21 protein-coding genes and 2 pseudogenes are annotated in these 23847 nt (G+C 66.7%); 15 read left to right on the top strand and 8 right to left on the bottom strand.

The annotated features are described in order from the left end of the window. Positions 1-99 precede the first annotated feature (99 nt). The gene (locus ACOGJB_RS06755) at positions 100-3201 is read left to right on the top strand and encodes an N-6 DNA methylase (protein ID WP_419840048.1); all 3102 of its coding nucleotides are present in this window, start codon (positions 100-102) and stop codon (positions 3199-3201) included. A 26-nt stretch (positions 3202-3227) separates the two neighbouring features. On the opposite strand, the gene ACOGJB_RS06750 is transcribed toward ACOGJB_RS06755, so the two are convergent. From ACOGJB_RS06750 to ACOGJB_RS06740, 3 genes are all read right to left on the bottom strand, one after another. Then, positions 3228-3719: a hypothetical protein gene (locus ACOGJB_RS06750; RefSeq protein ID WP_419840047.1), complete on the bottom strand. Its 492-nt coding sequence runs from the start codon at positions 3717-3719 to the stop codon at positions 3228-3230. A gap of 49 nt (positions 3720-3768) precedes the next feature. Continuing rightward, on the bottom strand, positions 3769-4560 hold the full coding sequence (locus ACOGJB_RS06745) for a hypothetical protein (protein ID WP_419840046.1): 792 nt from the start codon (positions 4558-4560) through the stop codon (positions 3769-3771). A gap of 143 nt (positions 4561-4703) precedes the next feature. Next, positions 4704-6317, bottom strand: coding sequence for an acyl-CoA dehydrogenase family protein (locus ACOGJB_RS06740; RefSeq protein ID WP_419840045.1), 1614 nt, complete (start codon positions 6315-6317; stop codon positions 4704-4706). Positions 6318-6446: 129 nt separating this feature from the next. Between ACOGJB_RS06740 and ACOGJB_RS06735 the strand changes: the two genes are divergently transcribed. Both ACOGJB_RS06735 and ACOGJB_RS06730 read left to right on the top strand, forming a co-directional pair. Beyond that, positions 6447-6968, top strand: coding sequence for a MaoC family dehydratase (locus ACOGJB_RS06735; protein WP_419840044.1), 522 nt, complete (start codon positions 6447-6449; stop codon positions 6966-6968). 35 nt (positions 6969-7003) lie between these two features. Further along, positions 7004-7912, top strand: a complete 909-nt coding sequence (locus ACOGJB_RS06730) for an A/G-specific adenine glycosylase (RefSeq protein ID WP_419840043.1) — start codon at positions 7004-7006, stop codon at positions 7910-7912. Between the two features lie 104 nt (positions 7913-8016). On the opposite strand, the gene ACOGJB_RS06725 is transcribed toward ACOGJB_RS06730, so the two are convergent. Beyond that, positions 8017-8535, bottom strand: coding sequence for a UGSC family (seleno)protein (locus ACOGJB_RS06725; RefSeq protein WP_419840042.1), 519 nt, complete (start codon positions 8533-8535; stop codon positions 8017-8019). 86 nt (positions 8536-8621) lie between these two features. After that, positions 8622-10166 (bottom strand): thioredoxin family protein, encoded by a 1545-nt coding sequence (locus ACOGJB_RS06720; protein WP_419840041.1) that lies wholly within the window; start codon positions 10164-10166, stop codon positions 8622-8624. A 96-nt stretch (positions 10167-10262) separates the two neighbouring features. Between ACOGJB_RS06720 and ACOGJB_RS06715 the strand changes: the two genes are divergently transcribed. Both ACOGJB_RS06715 and ACOGJB_RS06710 read left to right on the top strand, forming a co-directional pair. Continuing rightward, positions 10263-10757, top strand: coding sequence for a flavin reductase family protein (locus ACOGJB_RS06715; RefSeq protein ID WP_419840040.1), 495 nt, complete (start codon positions 10263-10265; stop codon positions 10755-10757). Between the two features lie 36 nt (positions 10758-10793). Beyond that, positions 10794-11168: a MauE/DoxX family redox-associated membrane protein gene (locus ACOGJB_RS06710; protein ID WP_419840039.1), complete on the top strand. Its 375-nt coding sequence runs from the start codon at positions 10794-10796 to the stop codon at positions 11166-11168. Positions 11169-11334: 166 nt separating this feature from the next. Here the strand turns inward: ACOGJB_RS06710 and ACOGJB_RS06705 are convergent, their stop codons facing one another. After that, complete coding sequence (locus tag ACOGJB_RS06705) at positions 11335-13428, bottom strand: S9 family peptidase (RefSeq protein ID WP_419840038.1); 2094 nt, start codon at positions 13426-13428, stop codon at positions 11335-11337. Between the two features lie 266 nt (positions 13429-13694). On the opposite strand from ACOGJB_RS06705, the gene ACOGJB_RS06700 reads away from it, so the two are divergent. The 4 genes from ACOGJB_RS06700 (at position 13695) to ACOGJB_RS06685 (ending at position 17900) form a co-directional block, all read left to right on the top strand. Beyond that, complete coding sequence (locus tag ACOGJB_RS06700; protein ID WP_419840037.1) at positions 13695-14900, top strand: ATP-binding protein; 1206 nt, start codon at positions 13695-13697, stop codon at positions 14898-14900. Between the two features lie 35 nt (positions 14901-14935). Next, a complete protein-coding gene (locus ACOGJB_RS06695) occupies positions 14936-15454 on the top strand; it encodes a gamma carbonic anhydrase family protein (RefSeq protein ID WP_419840036.1) in 519 nt (172 codons plus the stop codon). 69 nt (positions 15455-15523) lie between these two features. Beyond that, complete coding sequence (locus ACOGJB_RS06690; RefSeq protein WP_419840035.1) at positions 15524-16429, top strand: LLM class F420-dependent oxidoreductase; 906 nt, start codon at positions 15524-15526, stop codon at positions 16427-16429. 193 nt (positions 16430-16622) lie between these two features. After that, complete coding sequence (locus ACOGJB_RS06685; RefSeq protein ID WP_419840034.1) at positions 16623-17900, top strand: ATP-binding protein; 1278 nt, start codon at positions 16623-16625, stop codon at positions 17898-17900. A 78-nt stretch (positions 17901-17978) separates the two neighbouring features. Here the strand turns inward: ACOGJB_RS06685 and ACOGJB_RS06680 are convergent, their stop codons facing one another. Then, positions 17979-18239, bottom strand: coding sequence for a DUF4160 domain-containing protein (locus ACOGJB_RS06680; RefSeq protein WP_419840033.1), 261 nt, complete (start codon positions 18237-18239; stop codon positions 17979-17981). Between the two features lie 2 nt (positions 18240-18241). Beyond that, positions 18242-18541 (bottom strand): DUF2442 domain-containing protein, encoded by a 300-nt coding sequence (locus tag ACOGJB_RS06675; protein WP_419840032.1) that lies wholly within the window; start codon positions 18539-18541, stop codon positions 18242-18244. A 120-nt stretch (positions 18542-18661) separates the two neighbouring features. On the opposite strand from ACOGJB_RS06675, the pseudogene sufB reads away from it, so the two are divergent. The 6 genes and pseudogenes from sufB to ACOGJB_RS06645 all read left to right on the top strand — a co-directional run. Next, positions 18662-19552: pseudogene (gene sufB / locus ACOGJB_RS06670) on the top strand (Fe-S cluster assembly protein SufB); the annotation flags it as partial. Positions 19553-19696: 144 nt separating this feature from the next. Then, positions 19697-20506 (top strand): annotated as a pseudogene (locus ACOGJB_RS06665) (LAGLIDADG family homing endonuclease); the annotation flags it as partial. Between the two features lie 57 nt (positions 20507-20563). Next, complete coding sequence (locus ACOGJB_RS06660; RefSeq protein WP_419840693.1) at positions 20564-21301, top strand: SufD family Fe-S cluster assembly protein; 738 nt, start codon at positions 20564-20566, stop codon at positions 21299-21301. Next, the gene (locus ACOGJB_RS06655) at positions 21301-22359 is read left to right on the top strand and encodes an HpcH/HpaI aldolase/citrate lyase family protein (RefSeq protein ID WP_419840031.1); all 1059 of its coding nucleotides are present in this window, start codon (positions 21301-21303) and stop codon (positions 22357-22359) included. The genes ACOGJB_RS06660 and ACOGJB_RS06655 overlap by 1 nt, the downstream gene beginning before the upstream one ends. A 132-nt stretch (positions 22360-22491) precedes the next feature. Beyond that, positions 22492-23367: an HpcH/HpaI aldolase/citrate lyase family protein gene (locus ACOGJB_RS06650; protein WP_419840030.1), complete on the top strand. Its 876-nt coding sequence runs from the start codon at positions 22492-22494 to the stop codon at positions 23365-23367. Positions 23368-23381: 14 nt separating this feature from the next. Beyond that, positions 23382-23795, top strand: a complete 414-nt coding sequence (locus ACOGJB_RS06645; protein ID WP_419840029.1) for a hypothetical protein — start codon at positions 23382-23384, stop codon at positions 23793-23795. Positions 23796-23847: the final 52 nt, after the last annotated feature.

Below are 23847 nucleotides of genomic sequence, written 5' to 3'. Positions count from 1 at the left end.
GCCTTCGAAGTTGACGGGGGCTGGACCGCCCGGTGAGCAGGCCGCTGGCTCCGTTCTCGATCACCGTTGGCGTAGCAGCCAGATGACACACTCACAGCCGTGGCCTCGTCGACCGAATTGAGCGCGGACGATCCTCGTTTCGTCGAGTTGGCTCGTGAGCTGCTCCATTGGCACGGCACAGATGCGCACGAGGACAACGTCAGGTCGGCTGTACGAAACTTCCTCGTCGGCACCGAGCTGACGGACTTTTATGAGATCGAATCCGAAGCCAGTCCCAACCCTCAGCGCATCAGGCGAAGTCGCGTCGATCTCGTCCTGTTCGATGCGTTCGTAGAGGTCAAGACGCGGATCGGCACCGCAGCAGATGCGGCGATGCCGGCCGCCGATCACGTTGCCCAACTCGACGGCTACCTCGATTCATCTCAAGATGTGAATCTCGGGGTGCTCACCGACGGGCGTCACTGGCTCCGCAGGACAACCGGCCAGTTGGAGGTGCAAACTGCGTATCCGTGGGCCTTCACGTTGCGCGAACCTGGCGACGGCGTGGAGCTCTACCGATGGCTCAACGAGTACATCTTCAGCGGCCGACGGGCAAAGCCAATTGATGCGGACTCGGTCGGTACGGAATTTGGTCCTTCCAGCCCGGTTTACGCGACCCACATCGAACTCATTCGGCGACTCTTCGAGCAGTGCGGCGACGATCGCACGGTTGCGATCAAGTACGACCTCTGGCAAGAACTTCTGGAAGTTGCCCTTGGAGAAGTGGTCGGAGCTGGAGAGACCGAATCGCTGCACAGCCTGTTCGTCCGGCACACGTACTTGGTGACCATGATCGGCATGATCACCCAAGCGACGTATGGGGTGGACGTCGAGCGTCTGTCCGCCCAGGACCCGTTGGACCTGCTTGTCGGGCGTCTTTTTGCCGCCGATACCGGCCTCGTAGGCGTCATCGAGACTGACTTCTTCACATGGCTGGGCGAAGTCGATGGCGGCGTGGACGTCATTCGGGAGATGGCGGCGTGGACGGCCTCGTACGACTGGTCAACTGCTGAACTGGGGATGGCGTCGACGCTCTACCAGAGCGTCATACCCGCAGCGGAGCGCGAGCAGCTTGGCGAGTACTACACGCCCGGTTGGCTCGCCGACGCCCTGGTCCAACAGGCCGTGACAGACCCGCTCTCACAGCGAGTGCTGGATCCGGCGTGCGGCTCGGGGAGTTTTCTTGTTGCTGCGATTCGACATCTGCTTGCAGCTGCGCGCGGAGCGGAACTGACTCCCGCCGAGACCCTTGCCAGGCTGCGCCGCAATGTCATCGGTGTTGATGTGCACCCGGTGGCCGTCCACCTCGCACGGTCTGAATGGGTGCTTGCTTCACGCGAGGCCATCGCAGCTGTAGCCGGCCGACCGGACTTCATGCCACCCGTCTACCTCGGCGATTCCCTGCAACTGTTGACGACGGCCGATCAACTGCTGGGCCGCGCAGAAGTCAGCATCCCGGTGACAGGCGATCCACTGCGCCGCGAATTGCGCTTCCCTCGTTCGCTGATCGAGCGTCCGGAGATTTTCGATGCGGCCATGGAGCAGGTGGCCGATCAAGTTCGAGTCGGCGGCGATCCCCGACGACCTCTTGACGATGCCGGGATTTCTGAGGCGGAGCGCGCAGCGCTGGCGCCAACGCTCGCCCTCCTCGAGGCACTTCATGCTGAAGGCCGAGACCACATCTGGAGCTACTACACCCGCAACGTGGTGCGTCCTCTCGTGCTCGCTGAAGAGACAGTTGATGTTGTCATCGGGAACCCGCCGTGGATCACCTACAACCAGACAGTCGATCGCCTCGGCGAACGCCTCAAGAAGCTCAGCACCGAGTACGGCATCTGGATGGGTGCCCAGTTTGCTGCCAACGCCGACCTAGCTGCACTCTTCTTCACGCGTTGTGCGGATCTCTATCTCGCCCCCGGCGGTATCTGCGCCATGGTCATGCCGCACTCCGCGCTCGCGCAGGGCCACTACGCGAAGTGGCGGACCGGGCGATGGACCAAGCCTGACGCACCGCTCAACATGAATCTCGCGCATTCGCTCCCCTGGGACTTGGAAACGCTGGATCCAAATGACTTCTTTCCGGTTCCCGCATGCGTCGTCGTTGGCAGCCGGGCGGAATCCGGCAGCGCGCTGCCCAACGAGGTGGAGCGGTGGACAGGCGTGCCGGGCACTCACGGAGTCGAGCGAATCGTGTCTCGGCTCGCACACGACGAGGAGCTTCAATCGCCGTATGCGAACAGAGCGCGTAATGGAGCGACAATCTTCCCCCGCCGGCTCTTCTTCGTTGTTGAGGACCCGCTCAGGGGTCCGGTGGTCGCCGCCAACTCAATTCGCACCAACCCGCGACGAGGGGCACAGGACAAGGAACCTTGGCGGTCTGTGGACCTCGGCGCGATCCATCAGCAGACCGTGGAACGGACTCATCTGTTCGATGTCGCTCTCGGCGAGAGTGTCGCGCCCTATTGCATGCTCGACACGCTTCCTGCGCTGCTGCCGATCAGTGACGAAGGCTCAATTGTCCGGCAGGTCAGCGATCGTCGTCGGATCGACCCGGCATCATTGCGTTGGCGAATGCGGGAGCGCTGGAGCTTCGTGTCGGAAGTGTGGGAGCAGCGCCGCTCGACGACCCTCGCGGATCAACTGGACCACATGGGCAAGCTCTCGGCGCAACTTGCCTGGCGCTCGTCAGGCGCAGGCGATGATGCCGGTCCGCGGGTGCTCTATTCAGCATCCGGGCATCCCACTGCGGCGATGTGTTCCAACGCGGAGATCATCGTCGAGAACTCCCTCTACTGGTTGCCGACCGATTCGGGTGATGAGGCTCTTTACCTTTGCGGAATCCTGAACTCGCTCACATTGCGGACTCTCCTTGAGCCACATGTGCCGAAGGGGCAATGGGGCCCGCGCCATGTGCACACACATGTGTGGAAGCTGTGGATACCGCCGTACGACGCCGCGGACCGGACGCACTTTGGACTCGTCGAAGCAGCGAGCACTGCTGCCGACGGCGTCGCAGATCTTCTCAGCCAAGAACGACGACAGCGTGCGCCGGATGGCCTGAACGTGCGATCGGCAAGGCAGCTAGCCCGTGAGTGGCTTGCCGCATCCGAGGAAGGTGTGGCAGTGGAAGAGGCTGTCAGGCGGGTGCTCGACGGCAGCTGAAGGTGGGGTAACCGGGCTCCGCGGGGCTAGACGAGCGCTGGGGTACCTTCGAAGTTGCCCGGGTCTTCGGCGGTGGGCAGCACCGGCCGTGCCCGCCAGTCCATGGCGTCTTCGACGCCGTTGATGACGTCGGACCACTCGGCGGCATTCCAGCCTTGGGCTGAGCCGAGCACGCTGGCGTCCTGGGCGAGGTGCACGAGGGCCGGCAGCCGCTCGAGGCCGAGCGAGCGCACGAACTCGCGCTCGGGGTCGAGCAGCACGAAGTGCTCGTCGGCGAAGCGGCCCAGGAAGCTGCGAGCGCCTTCCGCATCGCTGCACACCACGAAGGCGCAGCGCACGTCGGCCTCCTCGTAGACCACGAACAACCGCGACGCCGTGGGCAGTATCCAGCCGCTCTGGTGGGTGTAGGGGTCGATGACGACGCCCATGAGATTGAACACCACCAGCCATTCGCCCAGCGTGTGGGTGTGGCCGGAAAGCGTCTCGAGCTTGATGTCGGTGGACGGCGCGTCAAGCACGGCAGGCAAACTAGCGCTCCCGGTCGGCTCGGCCACGGTTCACCAGATTTCAGATCGCAGGCCGCAGCAGTTCCGCGGCGAGGGGACAGTCGGCTCGCTGCCAGCCGGCGGCGGGCTCGATGCCGTTTGGGCCGACGACGTGGCTGAACAGGCCGAGCGGCACCACTTCCTCGTCGCATTCCCACGGCTCATCTGCGACGGTGCTCGCTGCGGCCTCGAAGAACTGCTGGGGCAGTGCGCGACCCTGCCCGGCAATGCACCAGACGTCGACCCCCGACACGTACCCGACAGCGGCGGCAGCGTGGGAGCCGCCCGCAGCGATCACCGCTTCGGGCCCAGCGACGGCGGCCTCCACCAAGATGACGTCTGCGTTCGAGCACGCAGCCGCCAGGCCGGCGAGCGGCACGTCGGTCACGTCGCAGCCGTTGCCGGCGAGCCGTCGCGCCAGGCCGGCACCCTCGCCGTAGGCGTCGATGACGCGCACGGTCACGTCTGATCGTCGCCCCAGTCCTTCGGCGGCAAGGTCGGGCCAACCCAGCAGGCAGACCGTCGCATCGGCAGGCAGCGCATCGGCAGCGTGATGAGCGGTGTCGTCGGCACGCAGCTCGGACGAGAACTCCCGTGCAGCCCGGTAAGGCTGCGCAGACGTGCACACCCGGGCCGCCATCGACCACAGCGCCCCGGCGACCGGGTACTTGTCGAGAATCCGACGGCACACGGTGACCAGCTCCAGCGGGTCAGACGCCAGCGCGCCCAGAGCCGAGGCCGTCTCGCGCACCAGCACGTCCTGGGACAGGTCGCCCGCACGCGCCACATAGCGCAGGTGCTCGATCGGGTGCACGCGCCGAAGCTATCCCGTGCCCGGTCGTGTCTTCCTGCACCGAGCCGTTGCTGCAGTGTTTCTGTGTGCACAATCGCCGCCTCAGGCGGCGTTTCTGTGCAGAAAATGAACGTGAGTCCGCCCCTGCACGCCCGCGGGAGTGTTCAGGCGCTTTGAGTTTGCAGCCGGCGCGCAATCACCTTGAGGCACAGCGTCTCGTCTGCGCCCTCGAAGATTGACAGCACCCGGGCGTCGACGAACAGCCGACTGACCGTGTATTCCTCGGCGAAGCCGAACCCGCCGTGGATCTGCTGTGCCTCGCGGGTCACCCACTCTGCGGCCTTGCAGACGTACGCCTTGATCATCGACGCCTCGAGCGCCCCGCTGCCTCGCGCCATCATGCGAGCTACCTCGTGGCTGTACTGGCGGGCCGCGGCGATGATCGCGGCCATGCGGCCCAGCTTCGCCTGCGTGAGCTGGTACTCGGCGATCGGCTGGCCGAACACCTGGCGCTCGTCGGCGTACGAGCGGGCCTCGTCATAGGCCGCCTGCATGACGCCCACGGCCCGCGCCGCCGTCTGCAGCCGACCGTTCTCGAACCCGGCCATCTGCAGGTAGAAGCCCTGCCCGATGCCGTCGTCGCCGCCGATGAGGTTCTCTGCGGGCACGAACCAGTCGTCGAAGGCGATCTCGAAGCTGTGCATGCCCCGGTAGCCCAGCGTGGCGATGGCCCGCCCCTCGGTGGTGCCGCCCCGATCGTCGGTGAATTGGAAGTCGTGACCCTCCGCCTGGGGCTTGGGCACGATGAACAGGCTGAGGCCCCGGTGTGCCTTGCGCCGGTCGGGGTCGGTGCGGGCCAGCAGCATCAGCACATCGGCCCGGCCGGCGAACGTGCACCACGTCTTGGTGCCCGAGATCAGCCAGCCGCCCTCGGTAGGCGTCGCCGACACGACCAGATTGGCCACGTCGCTGCCGTAATCGGGCTCGGTGACGGCGACCGCCACCATGGTCTCGCCGGTGGCGATCTGGGGGAACCAGTGCTTCTTCTGCTCCTCGGTGCCGCCACGCTCCAGCGCCCGCGTGAGGATCTCGGGCCGGGTGATGAGCGAGCCGCCCGCACCCAGCGATGCCCGTGACAGTTCCTCGGTGGCGATGACCATGCCCAGATAGTCGCTCTCAGAGCCTGAGGCGAAGCCGCCGTATTCCTCGGGCACCGACAGGCCGAAGCAGCCCAGCTCGGCGAGGCCCGCGATGAGGTCTTCGGGGATGTCGGTGTCGCCGCGGTGGATGTGCTCGGCGGCCGGCACGATCTTGTCCTCGCCGAAGCGGCGGAACGTCTCCGCGACGAGCTCGAAGTCTTCGTCGAGGTGGCTGGGCGGGGCGAGCTCGGCGAGCGTGGCGACGTAGGCAGGGTCGCGGTAGGCGGCCACGAAGTCGCGGGCGCTGTCGAGTGCGCCCGATTCGAGGCCCCATTGGGCTTCGCGGGCGAACAGCCGGGCGTGGAACTCGCCGAGCGCGTCGGCGATGAAGCCGCACGCGAGGCGGGCCTCGGCGTCGCCCAGCGCGCCCCAGTCGAGCAACGATTCGCAGATGCGCAGTGCCGAAGCGGTGTGCGCCAGGTCGTAGAGGAAGCACTGGTGATCGTCGCCCTTGCCGACCGCGTGCGCGCAGGCTCGGCTCACGGCCTCGGTGCCCGCCGCCAGCGCGTCAGCCGCCGCCTGCATATCCGGCTCGGCAGGTGCCGCAGCCGTCCCAGCGATTGTCCCCGTCGTCGTCACAGCCGCACAGGCTAAAGCCGACTCCCGCAAGCGACCCCGCCGCAGCCCGGTAGCCGCGAGCCGTGCGCCGTACGATGACTCGACCCACCCACCAGCACCACTGCTCCAAAGCACCGCACGGAGGTTCCCGTGACCGTCCATGACCGCCCGTTCGGGCGCTACTTCGAGGATTTCGAGATCGGCGACGTGTACCGGCACTGGCCGGGCAAGACGATCACCGAGGCCGACGATCACCTCTTTTGCATGATCACCATGAACCACCACCCGCTGCACACCAACGAGTGGTTCGCCCAGCACGAGACGGTGCACGGCAAGAATGTCGTGGTCGGCAATCTCGTGTACTCGCTGGTGCTGGGCATGAGCGTGCCCGACGTCAGCGGTGCGGCCATCGCCAACCTCGAGGTCGAGACGCTGACGCACTCGCGGCCGACCTTCCACGGCGACACCATCTATGCCGTCACCAAGGTGCTCGACAAGCGGGAGTCGAGTTCACGGCCCGACCGGGGTGTGGTGACGGTCGAGACTCGGGCAGTCAACCAGCGATCCGAAGAGGTCTGCTACTTCCGGCGCAAGGTGATGATCTGGAAGCGGGATGCATCGCCTGAGCGACGCTTCCCCTACAGCGACGAGGCTGCAGTCGGGCAGGGCTGAGCTGCCGCTCCACGCCGAGCTGGGATGAGCGTGGCGTGATCCGCGCTGAACGAGATAAGCGCGGCGAGCGCTGCACCGTGCCGGATGCGCATGGCTCGCGCCACGCCGATTTGCTCCAGTGGTGGGCGACCGAGCGACGGGACTTGCCGTGGCGGTGCACCCGCGATCCGTGGCTCGTGCTGGTCTCGGAGGTCATGCTGCAGCAGACCCAGGTTGATCGCGTGCTGCCCTACTTCGAGTTGTTTGCTGAGCGCTGGCCTACGCCTGGGCACTTCGCGCAAGCGGAGCTGTCTGACGTTCTGGCTGCTTGGCAGGGTTTGGGGTATCCCCGGCGCGCTCGCAACCTGTGGCACGCGGCGAAGGTCATCTCCTCCGATCACGGCGGTGAGCTGCCCGTCGATCTGGACAGCCTGCTGGGGCTGCCTGGCGTAGGTCCCTACACCGCTCGGGCCGTGCAGGCGTTCGCCTTCGGCATCGACGCCGGTGTGGTTGATACCAACGTGGGCCGCATCCTGGCCCGCTGGACGGGCCGCCGGCTCAGCGGGGCGGAAGCCCAACAGCTCGCCGACGAACTGGTGCCGCCGGGCGAGAGCTGGCGATGGAATCAGGCAATGATGGATCTCGGCGCACGGGTTTGCACCAAGCGAGACCCGAGCTGTGGCGGGTGCCCTGTCGAGCAGTGGTGCGCGTGGGCGGGGTCGGACTCACCTGACCCGGCTGATCGCAGCGCCGGGGTCAGTGCGCGGCAAGCGCCGTTCGAAGGCAGCGACCGCCAAGCCAGGGGCCGCCTGCTGGCCGCGCTCTCCGGCGGTGCAATCAAGCGATCCCAAGCTGCTGAGGCGATGAGGCTCGGACGCGATGAGACCCGGGCGTACCGGCTCATCGATGGATTGATTGCGGAGGGCTTGGTCACCGCAGACGGCGACCAGCTCCGGCTTGGCTAGCTCAAGCAGCTATGCCGTGCCCTTTGGCTCGTAGCTCAAGCAGCTACGCCGTGCCCTTTGGCTCGTAGCTCAAGCAGCCACGCTGTGCTCGATTGGCTCGTAGCTCAAGCAGCTACGAGCTGTTCAATCAGCTCGTCGAAGGCTTTGTCGGCGATGGAGACCATTTCATCGTCGGTGCGGTCCTGGATGGGATGCTCCACCCACACAGCGGCGGGGTCGAAGCCGAGCGCCTTGCCCTGCACCTCGGCCCCGTCAATGAATTGGACGGTGGCCACGAAGACAGACGGGATGCCGCGGCGTTCCAGATCAGCGATGTCGTGCACACTGCACGACGTGCAACTGCCTCAATCGGCTAGCGCTTCGATCACCACGTCGCACTTGGTGGCAATCTCGTGGCGCAGGTCGACAGGCGCCGGCTTGGTGAACGTGGGCTTTGAGTAGCGCTCGACCCGCAGTCCACGCTCGGTCAGCCGCTCCTCCAGCCGATTCAGGAAGCGGTCGCCGCGAGGCTTGCTGATATCCAGCAGCCCGACGGTGAGGCCGTCCAGCTTGTCGGGTCGGGCCACACGCTCGCGATGCGAAGGCGCTGCTTCGTTCGTGGGGTCCAAGACAACAGTGCTCATGTGGTTCCCCCTGGGTTGGATCCGGTGGGCACGTTCCGACCGACTGTAGCCGCTGATCTGCAGACCTCTCCGGCGAACGAGCCGTGCTAGCGCCAGGGATCGATCTCGACGCAGACCGGCTGAGCGCCTACCTCGCCGTTCACCCAGCCGCCGATGACGGCCGAGAACAGGCCCGCACCGCCGCCGCAGTGCACCAGGTGCAAGCCGCCCTCACGGAACTTGGGCAGGTCCGTCTCGGCCAGGAACTCGGGCACGCCTTCGGCGATGTCGCCAGCACCGCGCACCAGCTCGGCGCCCGGTCGGGTCGTCAGTTCATTGATGCGCTCGGCAGTCTGCTGGCGTGACCAGCCGCTTTCGATGAAGACGCGGGAGTGGTCGGGGGCCACCGCCAGGATCGCATCGAAGCCCAGCACCAGCTTCGGGTGATGGATTGCGTTCAGCGCGGCGGCCAAGGTGCGGGCCAGCGACTCAGGATCGCGAGAGAGCTGGTCAACCACCGAGCGGGGCGCCTCGCCGGGGAAGGCCGTCACCGAGTTGGTGCCGGCTTCGAAGCCAAAGTCGGTGCACAGCGGATCCCAGCCCGTGCTGGGGCCGCTGCCGCCGTTTTCGCTGGCGTTTCCAGAGGTCCCGGCGGGCGCAGCCTCGGCACCGCCTTCGATCTCGGCGAAGCAGAAGCCCACCTTGCCCGGCTGGCCCAGGGCAGCCCGGTCCACCTCGCCGGGGCGTCCGCCGCCGACGTTGCGCACGATCAACTGCACGGCCCGCCCGATCGTGCTGTTGGCGCGGTTGCCCTGGCCGAACACGTTCATCCCGCTGTTCATGCCGATCTGGCGGGCGATCGGGCCGTTGACGATGAAGACCGGTCCGACCGGCATGGTGGTGGCCAGCATCCCATGCATGTTGAACGTGTCGTTGCAGACGGCGGTCAGCGCTGCGAGCACAACGGGGAAGTACTCGGGCTGGCAGCCGGCCATCACGGCATTGACGGCCGCCTTCTCGACGGTGCAGTCGGCAAGATCCGGTGCGACGTTGGCCACCATGTCGCCGGGTGCACGCGACGTTCCCGCCAGCATGGCGGCCACCCGCTCGGCAGTCGGGGGAACGAGCGGCAGGCCGTCTGACCAGCCGCGGTCGTACATCGCCTCGTGGATGTCCTCCTGGCTGCCGAACTCGACGCGGCGAGCACTGAGTCCTGAGCTCCCGAAACGAGCTTCCAAGGCGTCGGCGTGGGCTGGATCGACCGACAGCGAGCCGCAGCCGGGGCGATGTTCGGGCAAGTCGCTGCCAAGTGCGGTCAGCTCGGTGAAGGCTTCCCATTCGGGCCGTGACCAACCCAAGATGCGGCCGGCCTCGTCGCCGCCGGCAAAACGCATGAGCGTCGGGACGGTCTCGATGTCGTGATGCCAGGAGAACCCGAGGTCGTCGTCGTGCACCTTGGCGGAGACCGCCTCGGGGAAGGCGGGATCGTCCTGGGTGTACACGGTGAGCGAGGTGCGGGCCTCGATGTCTGCAAGCACGGGTTCGACGAGCTCGCACGTCGGGCAGTCCCGCTTCACCACGGCCACCAAGCCGTCGTGCGGGGCGCTTGCCGCCTCGCCGTTTGAGGTGTCGCCGCCAGCGCTCGAAGTCATGGTCGGAGGCTACATACGGCCATCGCAGCCCGACCGAGGGCGGCAAGCGCCTCGGGGCGGGGAAACTGCCCCAGCGCCGTGTCTAGGGTTGCAGCCGTGACTGACGCAAGCGACCAGCCGACCATCGACAGCAGGCTCTTCCGGGACGCACTGGGGCACTTCCCGACAGGCGTGACGGCCGTGACTGCCGTGAACGAGGGCCGGCCCGTCGGCATGGCCATCGGCTCGTTCACGTCGGTGTCGCTGGACCCGCCGCTCGTGGCGTTTCTGCCCACCAAGGACTCGTCTTCGTGGGGGGACATCCGTGCTGCGGGCAGCTTCTGCGTGAACATCATGGCTCAGGACCAGATGGCCACCTGCGGCGTCATGGCCAGCCGGGCCGACGACAAATTCGCCGATGTCGAGTGGCATCCGGGGCCGACGGGCGCACCAATTATCGACGGCTCGATCGCCTACATCGACTGCACCATCGAGGCGGTGTACGACGGCGGTGACCATGACATCGTGGTCGGCCGGGTGGTGGAGCTCGAGGTGCTCGATGCGAAGGACCCACTGCTGTTCTGGAAGGGCGGCTACGGCACCTTTGCCTGAAGGCGGTGCGGCGTGGTTCGGTGATCGGGCGGTCAGGTGATTGGCACTGTCGCCCGCGTGGTACTCGGCGTGCTGTTCCTGGCGTCGGGAGCGCTGAAGCTACGTGATCCGTCCTGGCCGGGTGCTGCGCAAGCGATGGGGGCACCCCGCTGGTCGGTCTGGTTCATTGCTCCGGCTGAGATCGTGCTGGGTGCCGGCCTCGCCGCCGGCCTGGCCGAGCCGTGGCCGGCCTGGTTGGCGCTCGGTGTGCTGGCGGCCTTCAGCGCTGCGCTGGCGCGGGTGCTGCGGCGGCCTCTCGCTGACCGGCCCGCATGTGCCTGCTTCGGACGCTGGTCGGCGAAGCCGGTGGGCGCTGGCTCGCTGCTGCGCAACGGCGGGCTGGCGGTGCTCGCTGTAGCGGCCCTGTTCTGAGTGGGTCACGCCGACCGTCTTGCCTGCACGTGGCTTACGCCACCCGTGTTGCCTGCGCGTGGCTTAGGAGCCTGGTCGGAAAGTCGCATTTCGGGTGTTTGGTGCATGCAAAACCGCAGGTCAGGGGCTTGCAGATTGAGTCCGGCACCCGTTTCCGACCAGACTCTTAGGTCACGTCGAGCACGTCGCAGATGAATGCGAGAATGAAGGCCTCGTCACGCCAGGCGTCGTAGCGGCCTGACGGTCCTCCGTGGCCGGCTCCCATCTCGGTGCGCAGCAGGATCGGCTTGGTCGAGGTTGTCGTCGCTCGCAGCTTGGCGACCCACTTCGCTGGCTCCCAGTACTGCACCCGCGGGTCGTTGAGCCCTGCGGTCACGAGCAAGGCCGGATGGTCGACGGCTTCCACGTTCTCGTAGGGCGCGTACGACCGGATGGTCTCGAAGACTTCCGGATCGTTGGGGTCGCCCCACTCGTCGTATTCGGTGACTGTCAGCGGGATGTCGGGATCGAGCATCGTGTTCAGCACATCCACGAACGGCACCTCGGCGACGATGCCGCAGAACAGCTCCGGGTGGCGGTTCGCCACGGCGCCCATCAGCAATCCGCCGGCGCTGCCGCCACGGGCGACGATCCGTGCTGGGTCGGCCCAGTCGGTTGCGGCGAGGTGTGCGGCGCACGCAGCGAAGTCGTCGAACGTGTTCGACTTGTTGGCCAGCTTGCCGCCTTCGTACCAAGGTCGGCCGAGCTCGCCGCCGCCTCGGACATGGGCAATGGCGAAGAGAACTCCCCGGTCGAGCAGCGACAGCCGCGCCGTCGAGAACGATGCTGGCATCGGCATCTCGTACGCGCCGTAGCCGTACAGCAGGCACGGCGCAGGCCAACGCACGGCGCTCGGCTTCCACACCATGCTGACGGGAACTTCGGTGCCGTCGGGCGCAGTTGCCCTGATTCGCTCAGTTCGGTATGCCGTCAGATCGATGTCGCCGAGCACCGGAAGCTGGTCGAGCAGCTCTCGCTCGGCGCTGTCGAGGTCCAGCTCGAAGACCGACGGCGGCGTGACCATCGAGGTGTAGCCGAAGCGGTACCGCGTGGTCTCGTATTCGGCGTTCGAGCCGCCTCCTGCTTCGTAGACAGGCTCGGGCATCTCGATTTCGACTCCCGGACCCAGCGGGAGTTCTTCGCTGGCCTTGCTGGTGTCGTGGACGCGCATCGTCACCAGGCCGTCCTTGCGCTCGTGAACGACGGCGAAATCGGCGAAGCAGTCCACGCCGTCCAGCCGAATGCCTGGCCGGGCACCGATGAGCTCTCGCCACGGCAGGCCCTCGCCGCCGGAATCGGTCGGCAGCGGTGCCTCCAAGAGACGGAAATCCTCCGCGCCGTCATTGGTCACGATGAGCAGGCGATCGCCTTGATGGTCGATGCCGTACTCGATGCCCTCTCGACGCTCCTGCACCAGCAGCAGCGCTGAGGTCGGATTGTCGGCGTCGAGCAGGCGGTGCTCAGAGGTGGTCTTCGACTCGCACCCGATCCCGATGTACCGCTCGCTGCGAGAGGCGCCGAGGCCCACCCAGAACCGCTCATCGTCCTCCCGGTACACCTCGACGTCGTCGGCGGGGTCGGTGCCCACGACGTGGCGGATCACCCGGTTGGGGCGCTGGGCTGGGTCGGTGCGCACGGCGAACAGCGTCGAGTTGTCGTTCGCCCAGACCAATCCGTAGCTGAGGTCGGTGAGCCCGCAGCCGGGTGCGGGCGCATCGGGGCCGTCGAGCACCTCGCCGGTCGCGATGTCGACGACGGTCAGTGCGTACTTCTCGTCGCCGGCGGTGTCGACGGTGTAGGCGAGCAGCAGATGATCAGGGCTGACCGAGAGATCGCCGACGGCGAAGTAGTCGTGACCCTCGGCCAGCTCGTTCTCGTCGAGGAGCACCGTCTCGTCGTCGTCGGCGCCGCCGCGGGGTCGCCGCACGTGGATGACGTACTGCTGCCCCTCGATCGTGCGTGCCCGGTACTCCCAGTCATCCTTGGGCGTCGGCAGCGACTGGTGGGTCTCCTTGGTGCGTGCCCTGATCTCGTTGAAGATCTGCTCGCGCAGCCCCGCCAGGTGCGCCGCGGCTGCCTCGGTGTAGGCGTTCTCAGCCTCGAGATAGTCCCGCACGGCGGGATCGTCCCGGTCGCGCAGCCAGTGCCACGGGTCGGCGGTCTCGGTGCCGTGAATACGCCGGATGTGCGGCCGCTGCGGTGCCACCGGAAGCTGCGTCATGGAGTGCGCACCGTACCCATCCAGCGCTGGTGTTCATCCGCGCAGCGCACGGTGCCGCGTCCGAGAGCGTGATGCACCCGTTCAGCGTCCACTGTCGCCCAAGGGTGTCTCACCCACTCCGCCGTTCAGAATCTTCCGCAAGCAAAGAAAATCCCGCAGGAACAGAATTCTCCGCAGAATGGCGACGATTTGCTATCGTTCTGAAAGACGCGAACCTGGGCATGCAACGCCCACCTGCATCTGCCGGCTGAGTCTCGATTGCCGGTATGTCATCACACTGCGCCGCTGCTGACGAAAGCGGGACGGAAGTGCAACCACCCAACCCATTCTCACCTTCCTTCGGTATCACCCCACCTGTCCTCGTAGGCCGCAATGCCGTGCTGCGAGATTTTGACGAGGTGTTCGCCAGCATCCGCAGCGCGAGCTACGCAACGTTGCTGTGGGGCCTGAGGGGCACCGGCAAGACGGTGTTGCTCAACGCCATAGAGGATCGGGCAGCCGAGCACGGATGGGTGTCGATTTCGGCTGCGGTCGCGAGACCCCTCGGCTTGATCGAGCAACTGGCATCGAGGGCGGATCGAATGCTTCGCTCGTTGGCCGAAGAGCCTGAAGGCGGGCCGAAGCGAGAGCTGAGCGGCGTCTCCGTGCTGGGCCTCGGCATCCATACCGAGCGTGCGCCACAGGAGCAACGCGCTGCGATGCCTTCGCTCGATCTTGAGGCGTCGCTCGCTGCGCTTGGCGATCTCTTGGCGAATCGCGGCGCAGGAGTCGTGATAACCCTCGACGAGTTGCATGTCTGTGATGTCGAGGAGATCAAGGAATTCGGCAGCGTGTTCCAAATTGTCTCGCGGCGGGCAGAACGGCCCATCGCGTTCGTCGGCGCCGCGCTGCCTGAGCTCGAGCACAGGTTGCTGCCAGGACCAGTGGGTACGTTCCTGCAACGCTGTCGCCGCCATCAGATCGACAACTTGCGGGCGTCGGAGGCACGAACAGCGCTGCGTCAGCCGATCGAGGACGTCGGCGCGCGCATCGACGACGAAGCGCTTGATCTAGCGGCTACAGCGTCGCGGGGGCAGCCCTACCTCGTTCAGCTGGTCGGTGCCTGCGCATGGGACAACGCTGCGGACCCGGTGGCGGGCATCCGTCTGGCTGACGTGTCCCCTGCTGTGTCAGATGCCATTCAAATGTTCGGCGACCATGTGTATGGGCCGGTCTGGTATCGACTCTCCGACCTAGACAAGGCGTTGGCTGTGGCGATGCTTGCTGATCGCGGATCCAGTTCTGTCGCCGATGTCGGTGAGCGCTGGGGGCACAGTTCCCGCAGCCTCAGCAACTACCGGCGGCGTCTCATCTCCGCTGGTCTCATTGTGTCGGTCGGGCGTGGCCGGATCGCGTTCGTGGACGATGCGGCGCGAGCATTTGTGCAGCAGCAAGCTGAAGCTGAAGGCTGGCTCGACGCCGCCCCTGCGTAGCGCCCATCGGCGGTCGCCCCGGTAGCTTGCGCTGCGTGCCTATCTATGCGCTTGGCGACTACGAGCCCGACATCCATCCCGACGCCTTCGTAATGCCCGAGGCGATCATCATCGGCAGGGTGACGATCGGCGCCGAGGCGTCAATCTGGTCGGGCGCGGTGCTGCGTGGCGACGACAACGACATCGTCGTAGGCGCCGGGACCTCAGTGCAGGACAACGCCGTGCTGCACGTCACCGAGGAATGGTCGACGACGGTGGGGGAGCGCTGCACCATCGGCCACCTGGCCCACATCGAGGGCGGCGTAGTGCACGACGAGGCGCTCATCGGCACCGGGGCGATCGTGCTGCACGACGCCGAGATCGGCGAGCGGGCGCTGGTGGGCGCCGGTGCCGTGGTGCCGGGTGGCATGAAGGTGCCACCGGGAACCATCGCCGTCGGCACCCCCGCAAAGATCCGCGAGGGCGTCGACACCGCCCCGCTCATCCTGCCCGGCGTGCAGAACTACCTCGACCGCCGAGTCCGCTACATGGGCGACCTCCGCCGCCTCGACTGACCCGGCATCTCGCTTCAGGCACAAATTTGCCCTGACGCGTCTTCAGCGGCGGGGGTAGCGTCACGGCTCATGAGCATGGGAAGCATCGACCTGGGACGTATCGGCATCTGGACGGGGGTGCTCGACGCACTGCCGTCCTCGCAAGGCGTGGAATTTGTCGCTGAAGCCGAAGAGCTGGGCTACGGGGCGTTTTGGGTTCCCGAAGCCGTCGGGCGTGACCCGTTCGTGGCGTCCGCCCGGCTGCTGGAAGGCACCAGCACTATCAAGATCGCCACGGGCATCGCCAACATCTACGCCCGTGACCCCATGACGATGGCCAACACGCTGCGGACCATCGACGAGGCCTACCCCGGACGCTTCCTGCTGGGCCTCGGCGTCAGCCACCACCACCTGGTGGAGTACATCCGCAAGCACGACTACTCCCGGCCGCTCAGCTACATGCGTGAGTACCTCGAGCGCATGGGCAAGGCCCGCTTCATGGCACATGGCCCCCAAGAGCTGCCCGAGATCGTGCTGGCCGCGCTCGGCCCCAAGATGCTGGAGCTGTCAGCCACCGCGACCGCCGGCGCCCACCCCTACTTCGTGCCGCCCGAGCACACCGCAGTCGCCCGCGACACCATGGGCCCCGACGCAGCGCTCTACCCCGAGCAGATGGCCATCCTGGACACCAACGCCGACTCAGCCCGGGCGCTTGCTCGCAAGAACATGGCCATCTACCTGGGCCTGCCGAACTACGCCAACAACCTGCTGCGGCTGGGCTTCACCCAGGCCGACGTCGACGGTGGCCCCGACGGCGGACCGTCCGACAAGCTGGTCGACGCCATCGTGGCCTGGGGCACCGAAGACGATGTCAAGGCCCGCGTGGACGCCCATTTCGACGCCGGCGCCGACCACGTCTGCGTGCAGGTCCTCGCGGCCGATCCCGCAACCGCATTCGACGGCTGGCGCCGCCTCGCCCCCGCCCTGCTGAGCTAGGTCAAGCAGCGCAGCGACGCTGTTCACGCTGGCTCGTTCCCGCGCAGCTCCAGGGACCGGTCGGAGGCCGGATTTGCGCGGTTGAAGCGATCAGAAAAACGCGACTGATACACCCCTGAAATCGCGGTTGAAGACATCGCAAAATCGCGGTCGACCTGCCTGCGAGCCTATCGTTGCGGTGTGGGGAGCACCTGTGCCCGATGAGTTGACACCGCAGGGTTACCGTCAGCGCGTCGTCGACGACGAGATGGCTGAAGCGCTGGCGGCGTCGCCTGCGGTGGTAGTCGAAGGGCCGCGTGCGTGCGGCAAGACGTGGACCGGTCGCCGCTTTGCTCGCAGCGAAGTCCCGTTCGATGCCACGTCCGCCAGCCGCCTCGCTGCGCAGGTCGCGCCGGGCGAGCTGCTGGCGGGGCCGGTTCCGCGGCTGCTCGATGAATGGCAGCTCGCGCCTGACATCTGGAACGCCATGCGGCGAGCTTGCGACGACCGTGGCGCTGCGGGCCAGTTCATCTTGACCGGTTCGGCGAATCCGCCTGACGACACGACCCGCCATACCGGCGCAGGTCGGATTCTGCGGGTCCGCATGCGCCCGATGAGTCTGCACGAGAGCGGCGAGTCCGATGGGAGCGTCTCGCTGGGCTCATTGCTCGCTTCGGAGCCGTGTTCCGCAACGGAGGCAGCTCTGCATCTGCCCGACATAGTCGAGTTCGTCTGCCGCGGGGGCTGGCCAGGTCTGCTCGGCGATCGACCGCCGGTGGCGCAACGGCGCCTTCGCAGCTACCTCGACGAGATCAGCAGGACCGACATCTCCCGTGTCGACGGAGTCGCCCGCGACCCCGACGGGGTGCGCCGGCTGCTGCTGTCCTTGGCGCGCAATGCCTCCACTGAAGCAACGCTCAAGACGCTGGGCACCGACGCCGGCATCAATGGTGATCGGCTGCATACCGAGACGGTCAAGAGTTATCTCGGGGCGCTGAGGCGGCTGTTCGTGGTCGAAGAGCTGCGGTGCTGGCGTCCGCACCTGAGGTCACGGGCGGAGCTTCGCAGCAGGCCCAAGCGCTACTTCGTCGATCCGTCGCTGGCCGTGGCTGCGCTGCGCACGAATCGAGACGCCCTGATGGGCGACCTCGGCTTCTTCGGTCAGCTGTTCGAGTCGCTGGTGCTGCGCGACCTGCGCATCTACGCCCAGTCGCGTGACTGGGAACTGTCCTACTACCGAGACAGCTCAGGCCTCGAAGTCGACGTCGTCCTCACCAGCCTCGACTACCAGCAGTGGGCAGCCGCGGAGATCAAACTCGGCGGCGAGGCCTTGGTACTGCAGGGCGCGGAGGCGCTGCGCAAGCTCCGCGACAAGGTGGACACCTCCCGCATGGGCGAGCCGGCGAAGCTCATGGTCATCACCGCCGGCGGCTACGGCTACGAGTTCCCCGACGGAATCGCCGTAGTGCCCATCACCGCCCTGTCCCCCTGACCGGTTCTTCGTCAGGACAGACGCCGCCTCGCCTTCGCCGTGCCGCGGCCCCGGTCCCCGCGGGTCGCCGATGCCGTGTTATTCCAGCGGCGCGATTCCTGCCGGCGGCCTACCGCTGCGCAGCGCCTCCCACGCGGCCCGAAGCTCAGTCCGGTGCAGCGCGGACCACTCGTCGACCATGTCCTGAGCACGTCGAGGAAGCGAACCGCGCAAGAGCTGAGAGTTCTCGACATCGACCAGCACCTCGTGCTCGCCGTACCGGGCATGGAAGTGCGGCGGTGGGTGATCACGTGCGTACATCGTGATCACGATGCCGAAGAATCGGCTGAGTTCTGGCACCGCTAGCGCACGGCTGCTGCGTTTGAGTCGCTGCGGAAGTCGTTGAACGACTGGCCGGTCAGGTCCAGGTACAGGCTGAGCGGGCAGACATCGACCCCATCGTCGTTACCCCAGGCCACCGCGCCGCTGTCAGGGACGATGTGAGCGCTGCGCCAATAGGCCGGGTCGGACCATGCGGAGAAGATCCCGCCGGTCTCGGCACTGTCTGACAGGTCGACCTCGCCGGCGGCACCGTCGTCGAACCGCACCCAGATGGCGTACGGCTGGCGGACCTCGAGTTCGACGACATACGGCGAAAGCACAAGCCCGAGCGTAATGATGACAGGCGCCTTGAAGAAGCCGTTTTTCGCCGTCCTCGGGCCGAGCGCCCGACGCCGGTGCCTGCACTCGGACCCCGGCCGGGGCGGCGTTAGGCTGAACCTATGACCGACACCGCTCAGCCCGCCGTTGGAATCGACCTCGGCAAGTACAAGCTGGGGTGGAGCGACGAGGAAGACTACGTCTTCAAGCCGCGCAAGGGCTTGAACGAAGAGATCATCCGCGAGATGTCCGCGCTCAAGAAAGAGCCGCAGTGGATGCTCGACTTCCGCCTGCGCGCCTACAAGATCTTCCAGCGCAAGCCCATGCCCAACTGGGGCGGGGACATGTCGCAGATCTACTTCGACGACATCTACTACTACATCAAGCCCACCGAGGGCCAGGTCGACGCCTGGGAAGAGCTGCCCGACTCTGTCAAGGACACCTACGAGAAGCTGGGCATCCCCGAGGCCGAGCGCAAGTACCTCGCGGGGGTCACCGCCCAGTACGAGTCTGAGGTGGTGTACCACCGCAACCGGGAAGACCTCGAAGCCCAGGGCGTGCTGTTCAGCGACATGGACTCCGCCGTCAAGGAGTACCCCGAGCTTGTGCAGCGCTACTTCGGCACGATCATCCCGCCGGGCGACAACAAGTTCTCGGCGTTGAACTCGGCGGTGTGGTCGGGCGGGTCGTTCATCTACGTGCCGCCCGGCGTCGAGGTGGAGATGCCGCTGCAGGCCTACTTCCGCATCAACGCAGAGAACATGGGCCAGTTCGAGCGGACGCTGATCATCGCCGACGAGGGCGCCACGGTGCACTACATCGAGGGCTGCTCGGCCCCGGTGTATACGACCGACTCGCTGCACTCGGCCGTCGTCGAGTTGGTGGCGCTGCCGGGCGGGCGCATCACCTACACCACCATCCAGAACTGGTCGAACAACGTGTTCAACCTGGTCACCAAGCGCGCCGCCGCCTACGACGAAGCCCACGTGGAATGGATCGACGGCAACATCGGCTGCCTGGCCGAGGGCTCGCGTGTGACCACACCGGCAGGCACCAAGCCCATCGAGGCAGTGGTGCCCGGCGACGAGGTGCTGTCCTACGACGAAGCAGCCGGCGAGCTGTGCTGGCGGCGGGTGACCGCCAAGCGCTTCTCCGGCATGCAGCCGGTGCGCACCGTCGGCGCTGGCGAGCGGAAGCTGCGAGTCACCGACAACCACCCCTTCTACTCCTACACCTACGACCCCTCACGCCCCCGCAAGCTCGGGCGTTACCAGCTTGCCTACGTGCGGGCCGACGAGCTCTCCAAGGCGATCATTCCGGTGTCGAGCCTGGACTACGGCGTCCCCCACAAGCTGACGCTTCCCGACGCACAGACGGTCTTCGCCAGCAGCAACCAGTACAGCGACAGCTTCGAGGCCACCCGGCGCTGTCCCGGCCGCCTCGACGTCGGCGAAGAGACCACCGACAACCTGATGTGGCTGTTCGGCCTGTTCACCGGCGACGGGTCCATCGAATCTGAGCCGTCGAAGTCGGGCGGACGCCGATGGGCCAAGGTGATCTTCTCGGTGCCCCGCGCCGACCGTGCCCGTCAGCGCCTCGTCGACGTGATGGGCGCCGTGATGCCCGGCACCGAACCGAACGAGCGGGCCGATGGCGTGACGCTGACCTGGAGCAGCGTCGATCTCGCCGACCTCTTCGAGGCCAACGGCTTCACCAGCGGTGCGGTCCACAAGCGAGTGCCCGACTGGGTGATCGATCTGCCCGAGTCGCAGCGGCTGTCGTTCATTGCCGGCTGCCTCGACTCTGACGGGTGCGCCCTGGCCGGACGGCGAGGCTTCTCGATCAAGTCGGTCAACTGCGAGCTGCTCGAAGGCATCGGCGAGATCCTCACCAGCCTGGGCATCGCGGCCCGGTTGCACACCGAGTTCAGCGACGAGCGAACAGTTCGCATCCTCGGCTACGACGCGACAGCGCGCGGATCGCACCGGATCGAATTCCCCTGCGACGCCCGGCTGTTGCCGGCGGTGTCGCCTGGGCTGCGAGAGGCTGCGCTGCGCCAAGAGCCGGTGACGCTCCGGCATTTCCGCCACGTCGGCCGGTCTCAGATCGTGCTGCCCGACAGCGTCGAGATCCGACCGATCAGCATCGACGACCCCGCCGACGCCGAAGTGGTGCCGACGTGGGACATCGAGGTCGAGGGAACCGGCAACTTCGTCTCCGAGGGCTTCATCGTCCACAACTCCCGCCTGACGATGAAGTACCCGGCGGTGTACCTGATGGGTCCCAAAGCCTCGGGCGAGGTGCTGTCGGTGGCCTACGCCGGCAACGGCCAGCACCAGGACGCCGGGGCGAAGATGGTCCACGCCGCTCCCGAGACCACCTCCAAGATCGTGTCGAAGTCGATCTCCAAAGACGGCGGGCGCACCACCTACCGCGGTCTCGTGCGAGTGGAAGAAGGCATGAGCGGCTGCCGCAGCCACGTCCAGTGCGATGCGCTGCTGCTCGACCAGGACAGCCGCTCGGACACCTACCCGTACCAGGAGATCGGCTCACGTGACGCCGAGATCGGCCACGAGGCCACGGTGTCGAAGGTTGCCGACGAGCAGCTCTTCTACCTGATGAGCCGCGGGCTGTCGGCCGAGCAGGCCATGGGCATGGTGGTGAACGGCTTCATCGAGCCCGTGACCCGCACGCTGCCGATGGAGTACGCCGTCGAGTGGAGCCGGCTGATCGAGCTTCAGATGGAGGGATCGATCGGCTGATGCGCAGTCCAAGAGACTTCTTTGCCCCGCTCGCGCTCGGGGCGCCACAACCGCTGCACGAGATCCCCTTGCGGCCCTCGCGCATGATCCACTTCTTCGACCCGTCGAATGAGCGGATGCGGGCCAAGGTGCCCGACATCGCCCCCACCGTCGACGTGCTGCTGGGCAACCTCGAAGACGCCGTGTCTGCCGACAACAAAGACGCCGCCCGGGCAGGGCTGATCGAGGTCGGCAAGGCCTGGGAACGGGGCCACACTCAGCTGTGGACCCGGGTGAACAGCCTCGACTCGCCATGGTTCCTCGACGACGTGTGGGCCCTGTGCCACGAGATCGGCGACAAGCTCGACGTGATCATGGTGCCGAAGGTGGAAGGCCCCGAAGACATCCACTACGTGGATCGGCTGCTGGCCCAGCTCGAAGCTCGGGTGGGCATCGAACAGCCGCTGCTGGTGCACGCCATCTTGGAAACCGCCCGAGGCGTGGCCAACGTGGAGTCGATCTGTCTGGCGAGTCCCCGCATGCAGGGGCTCTCGCTGGGGCCTGCGGACCTCGCCGCGGATCGCCGCATGAAGACCACTCGGGTCGGCGGCGGGCATCCGGGGTACCTCGTGCGCACCGACCCGGTGCCCGGCACCGACGACGACGCCCGCACCGCCTTCCAGCAGGACCTGTGGCACTACACCTTGGCCCGCATGGTCGACGCCTGCGGCACCGCCGGGATACTGCCCTACTACGGGCCGTTCGGCGACATCGCCGATCCCGTCGGCTGCGAGGACCAATTCCGAAACGCCTACCTGCTGGGCTGCGTCGGGGCGTGGAGCCTGCACCCCAGCCAGATCGCCATCGCCAAGCGGGTGTTCAGCCCCGAGCCTGCCGAGGTGGCGTGGGCGCAGCGAGTGGTGACCGAGATGGGCGACGGCACTGGCGCCGTGATGATCGACGGCAAGATGCAAGACGACGCCACCGTCAAGCAGTGCCGGGTGGTGCTGCAGCTCGCCCGTGACCTTTCTGCGGCCGACCCTGAGCTAGCAGCCGCCTACGGGCTCGAGACCGCCTGAGAGGACGCGCGGAAACGTGAACCTTCTCGTTGTCGCACCAGTTGATTCCCGCTCTTGTTCGCTGGCGCTCACGGGCCGCTCGGGCCACGGCTCCGCCTATCGGCGCAGCCTCCAAGCAGGCTTGGACTTCCCATGAGCACTGCCGATGCTTACCCCCGCCCGCGCCGGTCGGTGCTGTACATGCCGGCGGCAAATGCCCGGGCGCTGGAGAAGGCTAAGACCATCGACGCGGATGCGCTGATATTTGATCTCGAAGATGCGGTGGCGCCCGATGCCAAAGAAGCTGCCCGCGAAGGTGCGTGCGCAGCGGTGGACTCCGGCGAGTACGGCCACCGTGAATTGACGATTCGCTGCAACGGGCTCGATACGCCATGGGGTCGTGACGACATCGCTGCTGCAGGTGCTGTGGCCCCTTCGGCGGTAGTCATACCCAAGGTCTCGAGTGTCACGGATTTGGCAACCGTGTCGGCCCTGCTCGACGGAGCGGGTGCGCCCGACTCCACGCGCATCTGGGCGATGATCGAAACCCCGGGAGGCATTGCCAAGGCCCGTGCGATCGCTGGCTTCGAACGCGTCGACACCGTGGTCATGGGAACGAACGACATGGCCAAAGAGCTGCGGGCCACGATCACGCCGGACCGGGCCGCGCTCGTGCCGCATCTGGCAACTTGCCTGGTGGCCGCACGGGAGGCCGGCGTCACCGCGCTTGACGGCGTGCACAACGACATCAGCGACGCGGAAGGGTTCGCAGCAGTGTGCGAGCAAGGGGCCACTCTCGGCTTCGACGGCAAGACACTCATCCATCCGAGCCAGGTCGAACCGTGCAATGACGCCTTCTCGCCCAGCCTGGACGAGCTCGACTTTCACCGCCAGGTCATCGAAGCGTTCGAGGCGGCGGTTGCAAATGGCCGTGGGGTGGTGACCGTAGACGGCAAGATGGTCGAGAATCTTCACGTAGACGAAGCTCGGCGGGCCATCGCGCTCGCCGACGCGATTGCGCAGCGCTGAGGGGAGCAGTTGCCATGCCGATGCGAACGAACTGCCGCCACTACGAGAGCCGCACGTATCCGAACGGCGACACGGTGCGCAAGTGCAATCTCGACCTCGCTCCTGAAGCTCCCTGGCGCTGCCCCGAGGACTGCCCGTCCTATTCGCCCCGGCGCCTCGATGCCGGCTGGCAGCACGGGTCGCTGGGTGTTCAGAACTTCGCCAAGGAACCTGCCAGCATCGGCGAGGACGACTCCATCGCGGCCCTGCTGGACGAAGCCGAGGACATCGTGAACACCGCAGGGCCGCGCATCCTCGAAGAAGTTGCTGCGGAGCGGTCGAAGCGCAAGGGGATTCGCGGCAGATCGAAGAATCGCAAGGCAGCGCGCAAGGCAAAGCGCACTCGGCGGCGTCGCGACCGCGACGACCGCAAAGACGGCGAAGTCTGATCACGGCTCGGTACGGCCCGTCGCGGCCCGCTAGGCCCTGACGGGCGCGCCG

Source organism: Candidatus Poriferisodalis sp. (assembly GCF_965208895.1).
Classification (GTDB): Bacteria; Actinomycetota; Acidimicrobiia; order Acidimicrobiales; family Poriferisodalaceae; genus Poriferisodalis.
This window is presented reverse-complemented; position numbering and strand designations above follow the sequence as displayed.

Excerpts from the sequence above, each read along its gene's own strand:
- ACOGJB_RS06720 (WP_419840041.1), bottom strand. The coding sequence starts at position 10,166 with ATGACTTCGAGCGCTGGCGGCGACACCTCAAACGGCGAGGCGGCAAGC.
- ACOGJB_RS06705 (WP_419840038.1), bottom strand. The coding sequence starts at position 13,428 with ATGACGCAGCTTCCGGTGGCACCGCAGCGGCCGCACATCCGGCGTATT.
- ACOGJB_RS06700 (WP_419840037.1), top strand. The coding sequence starts at position 13,695 with ATGTCATCACACTGCGCCGCTGCTGACGAAAGCGGGACGGAAGTGCAA.
- ACOGJB_RS06690 (WP_419840035.1), top strand. The coding sequence starts at position 15,524 with ATGAGCATGGGAAGCATCGACCTGGGACGTATCGGCATCTGGACGGGG.
- ACOGJB_RS06655 (WP_419840031.1), top strand. The coding sequence starts at position 21,301 with ATGCGCAGTCCAAGAGACTTCTTTGCCCCGCTCGCGCTCGGGGCGCCA.
- ACOGJB_RS06650 (WP_419840030.1), top strand. The coding sequence starts at position 22,492 with ATGAGCACTGCCGATGCTTACCCCCGCCCGCGCCGGTCGGTGCTGTAC.
- ACOGJB_RS06645 (WP_419840029.1), top strand. The coding sequence starts at position 23,382 with ATGCCGATGCGAACGAACTGCCGCCACTACGAGAGCCGCACGTATCCG.